At 67.8% G+C, this 14,141-nt stretch carries 16 protein-coding genes, 1 pseudogene and 1 riboswitch; of the genes and pseudogenes, 10 read left to right on the top strand and 7 right to left on the bottom strand.

From position 1 onward, the window contains the following. The first annotated feature begins 29 nt into the window (after positions 1–29). Together serC and sepH are read left to right on the top strand one after the other, a co-directional pair. On the top strand, positions 30–1,154 hold the full coding sequence (gene serC, locus AWC17_RS04210) for a phosphoserine transaminase (protein ID WP_372517408.1): 1,125 nt from the start codon (positions 30–32) through the stop codon (positions 1,152–1,154). 118 nt (positions 1,155–1,272) lie between these two features. Beyond that, positions 1,273–2,046, top strand: a complete 774-nt coding sequence (gene sepH / locus AWC17_RS04205; protein WP_046186514.1) for a septation protein SepH — start codon at positions 1,273–1,275, stop codon at positions 2,044–2,046. Between the two features lie 3 nt (positions 2,047–2,049). On the opposite strand, the gene AWC17_RS04200 is transcribed toward sepH, so the two are convergent. From AWC17_RS04200 to AWC17_RS04190, 3 genes are read right to left on the bottom strand one after another with little or no spacing between them, the layout of a single operon-like run. Continuing rightward, positions 2,050–2,322, bottom strand: coding sequence for a DUF2537 domain-containing protein (locus AWC17_RS04200; protein ID WP_046186513.1), 273 nt, complete (start codon positions 2,320–2,322; stop codon positions 2,050–2,052). Beyond that, positions 2,319–3,152 (bottom strand): TrmH family RNA methyltransferase, encoded by an 834-nt coding sequence (locus tag AWC17_RS04195; protein WP_085164315.1) that lies wholly within the window; start codon positions 3,150–3,152, stop codon positions 2,319–2,321. Before AWC17_RS04195 ends, AWC17_RS04200 begins: the two co-directional genes overlap by 4 nt. After that, positions 3,149–3,580: an Rv0880 family HTH-type transcriptional regulator gene (locus AWC17_RS04190; protein WP_046184964.1), complete on the bottom strand. Its 432-nt coding sequence runs from the start codon at positions 3,578–3,580 to the stop codon at positions 3,149–3,151. The genes AWC17_RS04195 and AWC17_RS04190 overlap by 4 nt, the downstream gene beginning before the upstream one ends. 198 nt (positions 3,581–3,778) lie before the next feature. Between AWC17_RS04190 and AWC17_RS04185 the strand changes: the two genes are divergently transcribed. Next, positions 3,779–4,054, top strand: coding sequence for a DUF2530 domain-containing protein (locus tag AWC17_RS04185; protein ID WP_046184965.1), 276 nt, complete (start codon positions 3,779–3,781; stop codon positions 4,052–4,054). Between the two features lie 32 nt (positions 4,055–4,086). Further along, positions 4,087–4,542, top strand: a complete 456-nt coding sequence (locus AWC17_RS04180) for an SRPBCC family protein (protein ID WP_046184966.1) — start codon at positions 4,087–4,089, stop codon at positions 4,540–4,542. A 191-nt stretch (positions 4,543–4,733) separates the two neighbouring features. Here AWC17_RS04180 and AWC17_RS04175 read toward each other — a convergent pair. Next, positions 4,734–5,516: pseudogene (locus tag AWC17_RS04175) on the bottom strand (DUF3027 domain-containing protein); the annotation flags it as partial. Between the two features lie 130 nt (positions 5,517–5,646). Between AWC17_RS04175 and AWC17_RS04170 the strand changes: the two are divergent. Continuing rightward, positions 5,647–7,299: an MFS transporter gene (locus AWC17_RS04170; protein WP_046184975.1), complete on the top strand. Its 1,653-nt coding sequence runs from the start codon at positions 5,647–5,649 to the stop codon at positions 7,297–7,299. Beyond that, positions 7,296–7,784 (top strand): DUF2771 domain-containing protein, encoded by a 489-nt coding sequence (locus AWC17_RS04165; RefSeq protein WP_082123077.1) that lies wholly within the window; start codon positions 7,296–7,298, stop codon positions 7,782–7,784. The genes AWC17_RS04170 and AWC17_RS04165 overlap by 4 nt, the downstream gene beginning before the upstream one ends. Before the next feature lie 30 nt (positions 7,785–7,814). On the opposite strand, the gene AWC17_RS04160 is transcribed toward AWC17_RS04165, so the two are convergent. From AWC17_RS04160 to AWC17_RS04150, 3 genes are all read right to left on the bottom strand, one after another. After that, positions 7,815–8,819 carry a glutathione S-transferase family protein gene (locus tag AWC17_RS04160; RefSeq protein WP_046184968.1) on the bottom strand — a complete coding sequence of 335 codons (1,005 nt, stop codon included), beginning with the start codon at positions 8,817–8,819 and terminating at the stop codon, positions 7,815–7,817. A 26-nt stretch (positions 8,820–8,845) separates the two neighbouring features. Continuing rightward, positions 8,846–10,774, bottom strand: coding sequence for an acyl-CoA dehydrogenase family protein (locus tag AWC17_RS04155; RefSeq protein ID WP_046184969.1), 1,929 nt, complete (start codon positions 10,772–10,774; stop codon positions 8,846–8,848). Between the two features lie 108 nt (positions 10,775–10,882). Further along, positions 10,883–11,290, bottom strand: a complete 408-nt coding sequence (locus AWC17_RS04150) for a cold-shock protein (RefSeq protein ID WP_046184970.1) — start codon at positions 11,288–11,290, stop codon at positions 10,883–10,885. Positions 11,291–11,452: 162 nt separating this feature from the next. Here AWC17_RS04150 and AWC17_RS04145 point away from each other — a divergent pair, with 162 nt between their 5' ends. The 4 genes from AWC17_RS04145 to AWC17_RS04130 all read left to right on the top strand — a co-directional run. Beyond that, positions 11,453–11,857 carry a YccF domain-containing protein gene (locus AWC17_RS04145; protein ID WP_046184971.1) on the top strand — a complete coding sequence of 135 codons (405 nt, stop codon included), beginning with the start codon at positions 11,453–11,455 and terminating at the stop codon, positions 11,855–11,857. Then, positions 11,854–12,933 (top strand): GTP 3',8-cyclase MoaA, encoded by a 1,080-nt coding sequence (moaA, locus tag AWC17_RS04140; RefSeq protein ID WP_046184972.1) that lies wholly within the window; start codon positions 11,854–11,856, stop codon positions 12,931–12,933. Before AWC17_RS04145 ends, moaA begins: the two co-directional genes overlap by 4 nt. 4 nt (positions 12,934–12,937) lie before the next feature. Further along, positions 12,938–13,216, top strand: a complete 279-nt coding sequence (locus tag AWC17_RS04135) for a MoaD/ThiS family protein (RefSeq protein WP_046184973.1) — start codon at positions 12,938–12,940, stop codon at positions 13,214–13,216. Positions 13,217–13,454: 238 nt separating this feature from the next. Then, positions 13,455–13,651: riboswitch (cyclic di-AMP (ydaO/yuaA leader) on the top strand. A gap of 12 nt (positions 13,652–13,663) precedes the next feature. Next, positions 13,664–14,141, top strand: a 478-nt coding sequence (locus AWC17_RS04130; RefSeq protein ID WP_141224476.1) for a transglycosylase family protein, incomplete at its 3' end; no start/stop codon positions are given.

Genomic DNA, 14,141 nt, shown 5'->3' with positions numbered 1-14,141 from the left:
GCCGCCGGTCACATGCGCTCACTACCCTGATGGGCATGGCTGACTCGCTCGAGGTTCCCGCTGACATCAAACCCCGCGACGGCCGCTTCGGATGCGGCCCTTCCAAGGTCCGGCCCGAACAGTTGCAGGCGCTGACGACCACCGCGGCCTCGCTGTTCGGCACGTCGCACCGCCAGGCGCCCGTCAAGAATCTCGTTGGCCGAGTCCGGTCGGGGGTGGCCGAGCTGTTCTCGGTGCCAGACGGTTACGAGGTCATCCTCGGCAACGGCGGCGCGACGGCGTTCTGGGACGCCGCGGCGTTCGGGTTGATCGACAAGCGCTCGCTGCACCTGTCCTTCGGCGAGTTCAGCGCGAAGTTCGCCTCGGCGGTCGCCAACAACCCCTTCATCGGCGATCCCATCGTCATCAAGGCGGATGCCGGCAGCGCACCCGAGCCGCAGAGCGATCCCTCGGTCGATGTGATCGCCTGGGCGCACAACGAGACGTCGACCGGGGTGGCGGTGCCCATCCGCCGTCCCGCCGACTCGGGCGACGCGCTGGTCGTCATCGACGCCACCTCGGGCGCCGGTGGCCTTCCGGTCGAGATCACCGAGACCGATGCCTACTACTTCTCGCCACAGAAGAATTTCGCCAGCGATGGCGGCCTGTGGCTGGCCATCATGAGCCCGGCAGCGCTGGCGCGGGTCGAGTCCATCGCCGGGTCCGGCCGCTGGGTTCCCGACTTCCTGTCGCTGCCCATCGCGGTGGACAACAGCCTGAAGAACCAGACGTACAACACCCCGGCGATCGGCACCCTGGCGCTGATGGCCGAGCAGATCGACTGGATGCTGGGCAACGGCGGACTGGACTGGGCCGTCAAGCGCACGGCCGACTCGTCGCAGCGGTTGTACTCCTGGGCCCAGGAGCGGCCGTACACCACGCCGTTCGTCGCCGACCCCGCCTTGCGTTCCCAGGTGGTCGGCACCATCGATTTCGTCGACGACGTCGACGCCGCGGCCGTCGCAAAGATTTTGCGGGCAAACGGCATCGTCGACGTCGAGCCGTACCGCAAACTCGGCCGCAACCAATTGCGGGTCGGGATGTTCCCGGCGGTCGACCCCGACGACGTCAGCGCCCTGACGCAATGCGTCGACTGGGTCGTCGAGCGGCTGTAACCGTCTCGCAATCAGCACGCAACCGCCCAGCGTGTCAGCACAGGTTGTGGGCGTTAGCTGCACTAGAGTGCGCACGAGACGGGTCCGTCGACCTGCACGGAGCCTGCGAGGAGAAACCATGCGGGAACTCAAAATGGTAGGGGTCGATGCCGACGGCAAACACATCATCTGTGAGGCCGACGATCCTGGCGAACCGTTCAAGCTCGCGGTCGACGATCAGCTGAAGGCCGCCGTGCGCGGCGACGCCGCGCCGCCGGAGCAACCGCAGCTCGACATCCAGGTCACCAACATGCTGAGCCCCAAAGAGATTCAGGCCAAGATCCGGGCCGGCGCCTCCGTCGAGCAAGTGGCCGCGGCGTCGGGCTCCGACATCTCGCGGGTCCGCCGGTTCGCTCACCCGGTGCTGCTGGAACGTGCTCGCGCCGCGGAGCTGGCAACGGCCGCGCATCCGGTGCTCGCGGATGGCCCCGCGGTGCTCACCCTGCTGGAAACCGTGAGCGCCGCCCTGGTGACGCGCGGTCTGGAACCCGACAGGCTCAGCTGGGATGCCTGGCGCAACGAAGACAGCCGCTGGACAGTGCAGCTTGCGTGGAAGGCTGGCCGCTCCGACAACATCGCGCACTTCTGTTTCGCACCCGGCGCGCACGGCGGAACGGTCGCCGCAATCGATGATGGGGCCAAGGAGCTGATCGACCCGAACTTCGAGCGTCCGCTGCGGCCGCTCGCGCGGGTGTCCCACGTCGACTTCGAGGAGCCGGTGAAGCCCGCCGCCCCCGCTGCGCAAGAGCAGCCCGCTCCGCAAGAGCAACCGGTGCACACCCGACGGGGTAAGCCGGTCATTCCGGCTTGGGAGGACGTGCTGCTCGGCGTGCGCTCGGGCGGACAGCGCTAGCCGCTACCGCGCCACCGTCAGCGCGAGCAGCGTCAGCCACGCTCCCGCGACCCCGATTCCCGCGCCCAGTAGGAACCAGCGCAGCACCAGCTTGTGCCGCCAACCCCACAGCGTCGGCGCCAGCCCGCCGGCCGCGACGACGTTGAGCCCGACCGCCAGCAGTGGATGCACCCGGATCAGTCCCAGACTGAGCACCACAATGGCGGCGCCGGTGACTGCGGCGACGAACCCGGCGACCGTCAAACCCGTTGCCCAGGGCACGGAATCGTCGGTCACGAGCCGAGCCTAGCCCGTTCGTAGAACGCCAAAGCGGCCGCAGTGGCGACATTGAGCGAGTCGGTGCCGCGCGACATCGGGATGCGCACACGCACGTCGCTCGCGCGCAGCGTCGCCGGCGTGAGGCCCGGTCCCTCGGCGCCCACCACCACCGCGACGCGTTCGTCACGCACGGCCGCCATGGCCTCCGGCAGGGCGCAGGCCTTGCTGTGCGGGGTCATCGCCAGCAGCCGAAATCCGTTCTCTTTCAGCACTGCCAGCTCGGCGGGCCAGTCCGTCGCTCGGGCGTACGGGACCAGCAAGGCGTGGCCCATGGAGACCCGCACGGCGCGACGGTACAGCGGGTCGGCGCAGCCGCTGCCGAACACCACCGCGTCCACGCCCAGCCCGGCCGCGTTGCGAAAGATCGAGCCCAGGTTCTCGTGATCGTTGACGCCCTCGAGCACCGCGACGGTCCGGGCGCGCTCGACCAGCTCGGCCACGCTGGGTTCCGGCACCCTGCGGGCGGCCGCCAGCACGCCACGATTGAGGTGAAAGCCCACCACTTGCGCCATCACGTCGGCGGAGGCCCGGTAGAACGGCACGGCGCTGCCCGCCAGGTCGTCGGCGAGCTCGGCGAGCCGGCGCTCGGTCCCCAGCAGGGCATGCGGGGTGAATCGGGAGGCCAGCATGCGCTGGACGACCAGCACGCCTTCCGCGATCACCAGGCCTTTGCCGGAGGGCAGATCAGGACGACGATCGACACTGTTGAGGTCGCGGAAATCGTCGAGCCGCGGGTCCTCGGGATCGTCAACGTCCTGAACGTTCAGGCCATCGGTTCCGTCGCTCACGGGCCTTCGTCGACCAAGGCCAACATCAAGTCGGCCGCGTTGCGCAGGGTGTCACGTTGCTCGCTGTCGAGCGTCGCCAGCCGTTTGGCCAGCCACTCCTGACGGGCGCGCCGGGTCGCCTTGACCAACTCGGCACCGGATTGGGAAACCGAGACCAGCACCTGCCGGCCGTCGATCGGATGCGGGGCACGGTCCACCAGGCCCATGTCGGCCAGTGAGGCAATCACGCGGGTCATCGACGGCGGACGGACCCGTTCGCGGATCGCGAGCGCGCCGGGCGTCATCGGGCCCTCGTTGGCCAGCGTGGCCAGCGCCGACAGCTGGGACAACGACACCGGCGATGACGGGTTTCGGAACCGGAGTTGGCGGGCCAGCCGCATGACCGCCAGCGACAGGTCGCTGGCCAGCCGCGCATCGCTGTCAGGCATGGCGCGAGGTTACACGGAACCTCAAGGAATAGGGATACGAACCGGTGAACGACGGGCTCATCCGCAGCGCTGTGCGCCCCGAATATCGCCGAACCGCTTGCGTGGGCGCGTAAACCCGGCTGCCCAGGCCTTTTCGGTTGGTCCCCGCCGCGCACGTGGGTGTACCGGCGGACCGCACCGGCGGCTATGTTAATCGCGATGTCTGTCGAACCCGGCCAGAACCGCGAGGCGCCGCCGCTGCCGCCCGCACTGCTCAACGCGTGGCCCTTCATCGCCCTTGGCGCGCTCGGCTGGCTGGTCGCGGCGGCCGCCGCATTTCTCGTGCCGGCCCTCCAGTGCTGGCGCCCGGTGACCCTGGCGGGGCTCGGAGTGGGAGTGCTCGGCACGAGCATCTTCGTGTTACAACTCGCGGAGGCCCGTCGAGGCGCACGCGGCGCGCAAGACGGACTCGAAAACTATCTCGACCACGGCTAGGTTTCGCACCCATCACGGACCCGGGAGGACCGATGGTAGCTCCACTACTGCAAGCGCAAATCGATATCGACGCACCGGTTTCCACGGTGTGGGGGTTGATATCCGATCTTCGGCGGATGCCGGAATGGAGCCCACAATGCCGTTGGATGAAGACCTTCGGTCCGCTGCGCCAGGGCATGCGCAGCATCAACATCAATCGCCGTAACCGAATGTTCTGGCCGACCACGTCCACGGTCGTCGAGGTCATCCCCGAGACCAAGCTTGCGTTCCGAGTCGACGCCAACCACACGATCTGGAGTTACGAGCTCCAACCCACCGGCGAGGGCACCCGGCTGATTGAAAGCCGTCACGCCGAGAACGGCGTGACCGCGGTCTCGAACCTGACGGTGAATGCGCTCTTGGGTGGGACCACCAACTTCGAACGCGAATTGCTCGAGGGAATGAACACCTCGTTGGCCAAGATCAAGGCCGCCGCCGAAAAGGGCTAATCCGCCTCGAGCTGCTCGGGCTGCGACTCCGGCGCTTCTGACTGCGGCACCTCTGACCGCGGCTCCGGCGTCTCGGGCGCTGATGCCGACTCCTCCGGGCTGCCGTCTGGCTGGACGTCCTGGGTGTGGGATTCGGGTGGCTCGGTCGGCGACTCGGGAGCCTCCGGCTGCGCCTCGGATGTCTCGGCCGGCTCAGGCGGCGCCTCCACGACGTCGAGCACGCCATCGTCGTATGGCTCGTACATGGGCGAACCGGTACCCGCCTGCGCCTGGGTATCCGAATGCGCGCCGCAACCGTACTGCTTGTCGACGATCTGCCCGTCGGCCGACAGTTCGTTGCCGCAGACGCCGAACATCGCGCCGAGCGATCCCGCCAACGGGAGGAAGAACCCGCAGTCGCGGCACACCCGTTTGGTCGAGCGCGCCATCGGCGAGTCGGGACCGTGCTCTCCGGTGTGCCATCGCTCGGCTGCCTCCGCGCGGCCCCAGGCGCTCATCACCCAGCGGCGGCCCAGTCCGACTTCATCGGCGGTCTCGTCGACCTGTGCGTCACCGCTGGCTGCATAGCCGGGAACCAACCGCGGATCGTCTGCGGCCGGGGCCAGCAGGTCTCCGGGGCTCAAGTCCCCCGGCCGCACCCGCCGATCCCACGGGACCCACTCGGGCGCCAGCAACGCCGTCGGACCCGGGATCAGCACCACTTCGCTGACGGTGGCGTGGTCGGCGCCGGGATGCGCGGCGACGACGACGGCCCATTGCCAGCCCTGATAACCGGGCAAATGCGCCAGGAACCGGTGAGTGGCGGCGGCCGGATCCTCGTAGCTGACGCCCAGGTAATCGCCGACCGCCTCCGCGCCGCTGAACTCCACGACGGCGGCCCTGGCCTGCTCCATTGCGCCCGTGAGCACGGCCGCCAGCCCCTCTGGCCAGTCGGCCACGATCGCCACGGCGGATTCCTCGATGGGCCCGGTCACGATGTCCCCTTCCTGCATTGCGGTTCCAATACTAGGTTGGCGAGCCACGCCCCGTTACCTGCAGACGCATGTCGTCGGCATAGGGGAGAATCGGAACGTGTCTGGACGGTGGCGTGACGATCCGGGCCGCGTGGCCTCCACTCCGGGTCGCCGGCCCCGTAATGGAGCTACCAATCAACATCCGGGCACGGCCAATTACCCCGCCGATGATGCCGCCAACCGCCGGCCGCGCCGGCCACCGCCGATGCCGAGCGCCAATCGCTACCTACCGCCCATCGGCCAGCAGTCGGAGCCGGATCGAAGCGACAGCGCACCCCCGCCTAGTGCCGCCGCCGGTGAACGGATCACCGTCACCCGCGCCGCCGCACAGCGAAGCCGCGAGATGGGCTCGCGGATGTATTGGATGGTGCAACGCGCCGCCACCGCCGACGGCGCCGACAAGTCCGGTCTGACGGCGCTGACGTGGCCGGTGGTGGCGAACTTCGCGGTGGACGCCGCGATGGCCGTGGCGCTGGCCAACACATTGTTCTTTGCCGCGGCAACCGGAGAGAGCAAGGGCCGGGTGGCGTTGTATCTGCTCATCACCATCGCGCCGTTCGCGGTCATCGCGCCGCTCATCGGCCCGGCGCTGGACCGGTTGCAGCACGGCCGGCGGGTCGCCCTCGCCGCATCGTTCGTTTTGCGGACGGCACTGGCGCTGGTGCTGATCATGAACTACGACGGCGCCACCGGGAGCTACCCGTCGTGGGTGCTCTACCCGTGCGCGCTGGCCATGATGGTGTTCTCCAAGTCCTTCAGCGTGCTGCGCAGCGCCGTGACGCCGCGGGTCATGCCGCCGACCATCGACCTGGTGCGGGTGAACTCCCGGCTGACCGTGTTCGGTCTGCTCGGCGGCACCATCGCCGGCGGGGCCATCGCGGCGGGCGTCGAGTTCGTCTGCACCCACCTGTTCAAGCTGCCCGGCGCGTTGTTCGTCGTCATCGCGGTCACGATCGTCGGTGCCTCACTGTCGATGCGGATCCCGCGCTGGGTCGAGGTGACGGCGGGCGAGGTGCCGGCGACCTTGAGCTACCGCCAGGACAGCGAACCACTGCGGCGACATTGGCCACAAGCAGTCAAGAAGGTCGGTGGAACGCTGCGACAACCGCTGGGCCGCAACATCATTACCTCGTTGTGGGGCAACTGCACCATCAAGGTCATGGTCGGCTTCCTGTTCTTGTACCCGGCGTTTGTCGCCAAGGCGCACCAAGCCAACGGTTGGGTTCAGCTGGGCATGCTCGGAATGATCGGCGCGGCGGCCGGCATCGGCAACTTCGCCGGCAACTTCGCCGCCGCACGCCTGCAGCTCGGCCGGCCGGCCGTGCTGGTGGTGCGCTGCACGCTGGCGGTCTCGGCGGTCGCGTTGGCGGCCTCGGTGGCGGGCACCCTCGTGGCGGCCGTGATTGCCACCCTGGTCACGGCGGGCTCCAGTGCTATCGCGAAGGCCTCGCTGGACGCCTCGTTGCAGGACGATCTGCCCGAGGAATCACGCGCCTCGGGATTCGGACGCTCGGAGTCGACACTGCAGCTGGCCTGGGTGCTGGGTGGCGCGGTGGGCGTCTTGGTCTACACCGACCTGTGGGTCGGCTTCACCGCGGTCACGGCCCTACTAATTCTCGGGTTGGCGCAGACGCTCGTCAGCTTCCAAGGGAACTCGCTGATCCCCGGCCTCGGAGGTAACCGGCCCGTGATGGTCGAGCAGGAGGGCACGCGTCGCGGCAGGCCGGCGGTGGTGCCCGAGTGAAACGCGGTGTGGCCCTGCTGCTCGCGGGCTTGATGATGCTGTTGTGCGTGGCCGTCGGGGTCGGCACCTGGCTGCTGGTGCGCCCGTCCGGTCCGCAGCGCCCCGAGATCAGCGCGTACTCGCACGGCCACCTCGCGAGGGTGGGACCCTACCTGTACTGCAGCGTGCTCAACCTCGACGACTGTGACACGCCCCAAGCCCAGGGCGAGCTGAAGGTCAGCGAGCGCTATCCGGTGCAGCTCTCGGTGCCCGACGCAATCTACCGGGCACCGTGGCGGCTGCTGCAGGTGTACGAGGACCCGACCAACACCACCAGCACCATCTTTCGGCCCAACACCCGGTTCGCGGTCACCATCCCCCCGGTCGACCCACACCGTGGACGCATGGTCGGGATAGTCGTGCAGTTGCTGACGCTCGTGATGGACCCCGGCGGCGAACTGCGCGATGTCCCGCACGCGGAATGGTCAGTGCGCCTTACCTATTGAGCGCGCCGGCCCGATGCGGGCACGAAGAGATTAGGCGCCGTGCCCGGCGGGCACGCGCTCCCCTTCGACCGGCGGACCGGGAGGTGTCCCCTCTCCGAAAGGCTTGCCGCCCAACGCCTCCCGGCCATGCGGTGACAGCCAGCCCGTCAGGTCGGGTCCCTTGGGCACGATGCCGGTGGGGTTGATGTCGGCGTGCACGATGTAGTAGTGCTGCTTGATCTGGACGAAGTCGACGGTGTCGCCGAACCCCGGCGTCTGGAACAGGTCACGCGCATACGCCCACAACACCGGCATCTCGCTCAGCTTGCTTCGGTTGCACTTGAAATGCCCGTGGTAGACCGGGTCGAAGCGGGCCAGCGTGGTGAACAGCCGTACGTCGGCCTCGGTTACGGTGTCGCCCACCAGATATCGCTGATTGGCCAGGCGGTCGCTCACCCAGTCCAAGGCTGCGAACAGCCGATCGTAGGCCGCCTCGTACGCCTGTTGCGAGCCGGCGAAGCCGCACCGATACACCCCGTTGTTAATCTCGGTGTAGACCCGCTTGTTCACCTCGTCGATCTCGGCGCGCAGTCGCTCGGGGTATAGCTCGGGCGCACCGGCGCGATGGTAGGCGGTCCATTCCGTCGAGAAGTCCTGGGTCATCTGCGCGAAATCATTGGTGACGACCGCGCCGGAGGGGACATCGACAAGCGCCGGAACCGTGATGCCTTTCGGGTAGCCGGGGAACCGTTTGAAGTACGCGTCCTGAAGCCGCGGGATCTGCAGCACAGGGTCGACGCCCCCCGGATCCAGATCGAACGTCCAACTGCGTTCGTCATGGGTGGGCCCGCAAAACCCAATGGAGAGAACGTGTTCCAACCCCAGCAGTCGTCGCACGATGATGGCGCGGTTGGCCCAGGGGCACGCTCGGGCGACAATCAGCCGATACCGGCCGGGCTCTACGGGATAGCCGTCTCGCCCGTCCGCGGTGATGCGGGTGGTGATGTAGTTGGTGTCGCGAGTGAATTCACCCGTCCCGGCAACATAGGTGGCCATATCTCCCATACTTCGCTCAGCATCGGCTAGGAACTCAGAAAGCGCCGAGCCAGGTTGGTCTCGGTCGACGCGCCCTGCTCCCAGTGGGAGATCCACGGTCCGGTGCCCTCCGACTGGTCGATGATCCCACCCTCGAGCCAGACGTAACGGCCCCGCATCACCTCGCGGGTCAGCCGGACATCGCAGCTGTCGGTATTGGTCCACAACGCTTCGAACAGCGCCTCGACCCGCAGGGATGCTTGCCGGCAGAACGTATCGGCCAACTCGTAGACCTGTTGACCGGCCGTCGGGTCCGCTGCGCGCTGGGCCTCGGCCCGCACACAGGTCGCGGACATCGCGAACAGCTCGGCGCCGATGTCGACGATGCGCCCGAGGAATCCCTGGCGCTGCTCCAGCTTGGCCTGCCAGCGCGCCATCCCGTAGAAGGTGTTGCGGGCCAGCTTGCGGCTGGAGCGTTCGACCAACCGCAGGTGTGAGGCCAGCAGGCCGAATTCGCTGTAAGCCCTGGGCCGCTGACCTTCTCCAAAAACGAGTTGCGGCAACCACTTTGCGTAGAATCCGCTTGCACCGATCGCCGCGGCGGCCTTCTGCCGCAAACCAGCGTCAGGCTTCGCGAGGTCACCGGCCGCAGACAGGTGGGCATCGACCGCCTCTCGGGCGATCAGCAGCCTCATGATCTCGCTGGATCCTTCGAAGATGCGATTGATCCGCAGGTCACGCGATACCTGTTCGACCGGCACCGCGCGTTCGCCGCGCGCGGCCAGGGACTCCGCCGTCTCATAGCCCCGACCACCGCGGATCTGCATGACCTCGTCGGCGATGATGCAGGCCATCTCGCTGGACCAAAGCTTTGCCAACGCCGCCTCGATCCGGATGTCGTTGCGCCCTTCGTCGGCCATCTGCCCGGACAGCTCGAGCACCGCGTCGAGCGCATAGTTGGTCGCGGCGATGAACGAGATCTTGCGGGCCACCGCTTCGTGCTCGGCCAGCGGCTTGCCCCACTGCACACGCTCCCCGGACCACTCGCGCGCCACCTTCAGCCCCCACTTCGATGAACCCGTCGCGATCGCGGGAATCGACAGCCGCCCGGCGTTGAGCGTGGTCAGCGCTATCTTCAAACCGTCGCCCTCGCGGCCGATCAGGTTTTCGTTGGGCACCCGGACGCGGTGCAGCCTGGTCACCCCGTTCTCGATGCCGCGCAGCCCCATGAATTTGTTGCGACGCTCCACGGTGATCCCGGGCGAATCGGCCTCGACGACGAAGGCGCTGATGCCGCCGCGGTGCCCATCGCTACGGGGCACCCGGGCCATGACGACCAGCAATTCGGCGACCACGCCGTTGGTCGTCCACAACTTCACGCCGTCGAGTTCGTAGGCCGTCCCGTCTTCGACGGGTGTTGCCGTCGAGGCCAGTCGGGCCGGATCGGAGCCCACGTCGGGTTCCGTCAGCAGAAACGCCGATATGGCGCCCGCGGCACACCGGGGCAAGAACTTCTGCTTCTGCTCCGGGGTTCCGGCGAGTTTGAGCGGCTCCGGCACGCCGATCGACTGATGCGCCGACAGCAGCGCGCCGAGGCTGGGATGAACGGAGGAAATCATCATCAGAGCCCGGTTGTAGGCCACTTGCGACATGTTCAGGCCGCCGTATTCCGATGGAATTTTCATGCCGAAACAGCCGAGTTCGGCCAGACCCTTCACATATTCATCGGGAATTTGCGCGTCGCGTTCGATGACGCTGCCATCAACGCCGCGAAGGAATTCGCGCAATTTGTCGAGAAACGCGCGGGTGCGCACCTCGTCGGCGGCCGAGGGTTTGGGAAACGGGTGGATGAGCTCCAACGGAAAACGACCGAGAAAAAGCTCCTTTGCGAACGACGGTTTATCCCAACCGGTTTCGCGAGACTCCTCGGCGAGTGCCCTGGCTTGCTCCTCGGTGACGTGCGCTTGCTGTGCCATCGCAGCCTCCTTGCTCGACGACTGTGGCGAGGTGGGAGTACCCCGTGACCGGCACTTCCTCACCTTCACCGCGCAAGTGGCCCGACGGGCGCCGGGTGTGCCGACGAACTAGGCGTCGAGCTCGCGGGCGACCGCCCGAACGACCTCGGAAACCCGTCGAGCCGTCTTGCGGTCCGGGTAGCGCCCCTTGCGCAACTCGGGCTGCACGGCGCTCTCCAGCAACGTGATCATGTCCTCGACCATGCCGTGCAGCTCGTCGGGGCTGTGCTTGTGCTCGGCGGGCGTCTCGCGGCGCGCCTTGGTGAGGCTGGGCGGTGGCTCAATCAGCTTGAGGCTCAGCGCCTGAGGCCCGCGCCGCCCGGAGGCGATGCCGAACTCCACGCGCTGGCCGGCTTTGAGCCCCTCGACCCCAGCGGGCAACGCCGACGAGCGGACGTACACGTCTTCGCCGTCCTCTTGCGACAGGAAGCCAAACCCCTTGTCGGCGTCGTACCACTTAACCTTGCCGGTCGGCACTGGTCTCACCTGCTTGTCTAACGGATCAATAGAATGGCCAACACAATAGGCGTCCCGCCTGCGCAGGACGCCGTTTGGTCCTTGATCCTACTCGGATGCTTGCCTAACGAGCACCCCCGTTATTCCCTACTCGGTACGCTGGGCAACATCGGTGGAGGAGATATGCGCCTGATCCTGAACATCATCTGGCTCGTGTTCGGCGGCCTGTGGATGGCCGCCGGATACGTGGTCGCGGCGCTCATCAGCTTCTTGCTGATCATCACCATCCCCTTTGGCTTCGCGTCGCTGCGCATCGCCTCGTACGCGTTGTGGCCGTTCGGCCGCACGATCGTCGACAAGCCGACTGCCGGGACGGGCGCCCTCATCGGAAATATCATCTGGGTGCTGCTGTTCGGGATCTGGCTCGCGATCGGTCACCTAGTCAGCGCGCTGGCGATGGCGATCACCATCGTCGGCATCCCGTTGGCGCTGGCCAACCTCAAACTCATCCCGGTGTCGTTGATGCCGCTGGGCAAGGAGATCGTTCCGGTCAGTTCGCCGTCGCACTACTCAGGGATGGCCGCATGACGCTGACCGCGCTGGGTCTGCCGACGGTGCCGGGCCGCACCGACGGCGGCGCCTCGCAGAACGCGCCGACAACGGGCCCCTTGGTGGACACCTACGGGCGGGTCGCCACAGACCTGCGCGTCTCACTGACCGACCGCTGCAACCTGCGGTGCAATTACTGCATGCCCGCCGAGGGGTTGGATTGGCTGCCCGGCGAGCAACTGCTCCGTCCCGATGAGCTGGCACGGCTGATGCACATCGCCGTCACCCGGCTGGGTGTCACCAGCGTGCGGTTCACCGGTGGCGAGCCCCTGCTGGCGCGGCACCTCGAAGAGGTGGTCGCGGCGGCGGCGGGCCTGCGGCCGCGTCCGGAGATCTCGCTGACCACCAATGGCATCGGACTGGCGCGGCGCGCCGCCGCCCTCGCCCAGGCAGGGCTGAACCGTGTCAACGTGTCCATGGACAGCGTGGATCGCGACCACTTCGCGGCGATCACGCGCCGGGACCGGCTCGACGACGTGCTCGCCGGCTTGGCCGCCGCCCACGACGCGGGCTTGACGCCGGTCAAGGTGAACGCCGTGCTCGACCCCGTCACCGGGCGCGAGGACGTCGTCGAGCTGCTGCGGTTCTGCCTCGAACACGGTCACCAATTGCGGGTCATCGAGCAGATGCCGCTGGATGCCGGGCACCAATGGCGCCGGGGCACGGCGCTGAGTGCCGACGATGTGCTCGACACCCTGCGCCCCCACTTCCGGCTACGTCCGGACCCGGCGCCGCGCGGATCGGCGCCCGCCGAGCTCTGGCTGGTCGACACGGGCCCGGGCACGCCGAGCGGCAAGTTCGGTGTCATCGCGTCGGTCTCGCACGCTTTCTGTTCGGCCTGTGATCGCACGCGCCTAACCGCCGACGGCCAAGTCCGCAGCTGCCTGTTTTCGGTCGAGGAGACCGACCTTCGGACCCTGCTGCGCACCGGCGCGTCCGACGACGCGATCGAAACCGCATGGCGCATCGCGATGTGGGGCAAGCCGGCCGGTCACGGCATCAACGACCCGAGCTTCATCCAGCCCGACCGTCCGATGAGCGCGATCGGTGGCTAGCCCCATGAGCCAGGCCTCCGTCCAACAGGACGGGATTCAGGTGACGGTGCGCTACTTCGCGGCCGCGCGGGCGGCGGCAGGAGCGGAGTCGGAGACGGTGGTGGTGCGCCCCGGCACCACGGTGGCCGAGCTGGTCGACCGCATCGCCGCACGGGGCTCTCGACTCGCCACGGTGTTGGGCAGATGTTCCTACCTGTGTGACGGGGTCGCGGTGCGCGACGAGACCGCACCTTTACGCACCGGCAACACGATCGACGTTCTACCCCCCTTTGCCGGCGGCTGAAACTGTGAAATATCTCACGTAACGGAATGATAACGACGCAATCACGCTCCGATATCGGGTGCTATGACCTGCGTGAATGCCGCGTGTTCCACGCCTTTTCGCAGATGGCCGCGAGGGAAACGCCGGGTTTCGCAGAACGTGACGGGACCAACATAAACCGCTAGGTTTCTCCGAAGGCTCGCCAAGACAACCGAATTGGCGGACCTCCCCTCCCTATCGCGCCGAGCTCCATCCAATAGGCAGGGGCCCACCGACCTCCGTGGATGGAGACGGGGGACCCACCGGTCCACCGTGATCGGACTGGGGCCGCGTGCGGCCCCTTGGGGTGAAGCCGACGTCGTTTCACAGCGGATACGCAGTGGTTCGATGACGGCCGGGTGGCCTCTCCAACCCGAACCCGACAGCTGACCTCGCAGGCGCGTGACGAGAGAGGATTTTTTACGGCCTATGACTGGACGTCACCGTAAGCCCAGCACGTCAAACATCAGCGTCGCCAAGATCGCCGTCACCGGCGCGGTCCTCGGTGGCGGCAGCATCGCCCTGGCCGCCCAAGCGGCCGCGGCCACCGACGGCGAATGGGACCAGGTAGCCCGTTGCGAGTCGGGCGGCAACTGGGGAATCAACACCGGCAACGGCTACCACGGCGGCGTGCAATTCAGCTCGAGCACCTGGGCCTCGCACGGCGGCGGCCAGTACGCCCCGTCCGCCGAATTGGCCACCAGGGACCAGCAGATCGCCGTCGCCGAGCGCGTGCTGGCCACTCAGGGCCGCGGCGCGTGGCCTGTGTGCGGTGGCCCCCTGTCGGGCCCGACGCCGCGCGAGGTTCCGGCGCCGGCCGGCCTGGACGCTCCGCTCGATGCGCCCGGGATCAACGGTCAGCCGGCACCGCTGGCTCCCCCGCCCGCCGCTGCGCCCCCGCCAGACG

The organism is Mycobacterium nebraskense (assembly GCF_002102255.1).
Lineage (GTDB): Bacteria > Actinomycetota > Actinomycetes > Mycobacteriales > Mycobacteriaceae > Mycobacterium > Mycobacterium nebraskense.
Note: the sequence above shows the minus strand (reverse complement) of the source record. Positions and strands in the feature narration are given on the sequence as shown.

Bases quoted from the DNA above. Each gene is read 5' to 3' on its own strand.
- AWC17_RS04155 (WP_046184969.1), bottom strand. From the start codon at position 10,774: ATGGCACAGCAAGCGCACGTCACCGAGGAGCAAGCCAGGGCACTCGCC.
- AWC17_RS04180 (WP_046184966.1), top strand. From the start codon at position 4,087: ATGGTAGCTCCACTACTGCAAGCGCAAATCGATATCGACGCACCGGTT.
- AWC17_RS04135 (WP_046184973.1), top strand. From the start codon at position 12,938: ATGAGCCAGGCCTCCGTCCAACAGGACGGGATTCAGGTGACGGTGCGC.
- AWC17_RS04145 (WP_046184971.1), top strand. From the start codon at position 11,453: ATGCGCCTGATCCTGAACATCATCTGGCTCGTGTTCGGCGGCCTGTGG.
- AWC17_RS04160 (WP_046184968.1), bottom strand. From the start codon at position 8,819: ATGGCCACCTATGTTGCCGGGACGGGTGAATTCACTCGCGACACCAAC.
- sepH (WP_046186514.1), top strand. From the start codon at position 1,273: ATGCGGGAACTCAAAATGGTAGGGGTCGATGCCGACGGCAAACACATC.
- AWC17_RS04185 (WP_046184965.1), top strand. From the start codon at position 3,779: ATGTCTGTCGAACCCGGCCAGAACCGCGAGGCGCCGCCGCTGCCGCCC.
- moaA (WP_046184972.1), top strand. From the start codon at position 11,854: ATGACGCTGACCGCGCTGGGTCTGCCGACGGTGCCGGGCCGCACCGAC.
- serC (WP_372517408.1), top strand. From the start codon at position 30: ATGGGCATGGCTGACTCGCTCGAGGTTCCCGCTGACATCAAACCCCGC.
- AWC17_RS04190 (WP_046184964.1), bottom strand. From the start codon at position 3,580: ATGCCTGACAGCGATGCGCGGCTGGCCAGCGACCTGTCGCTGGCGGTC.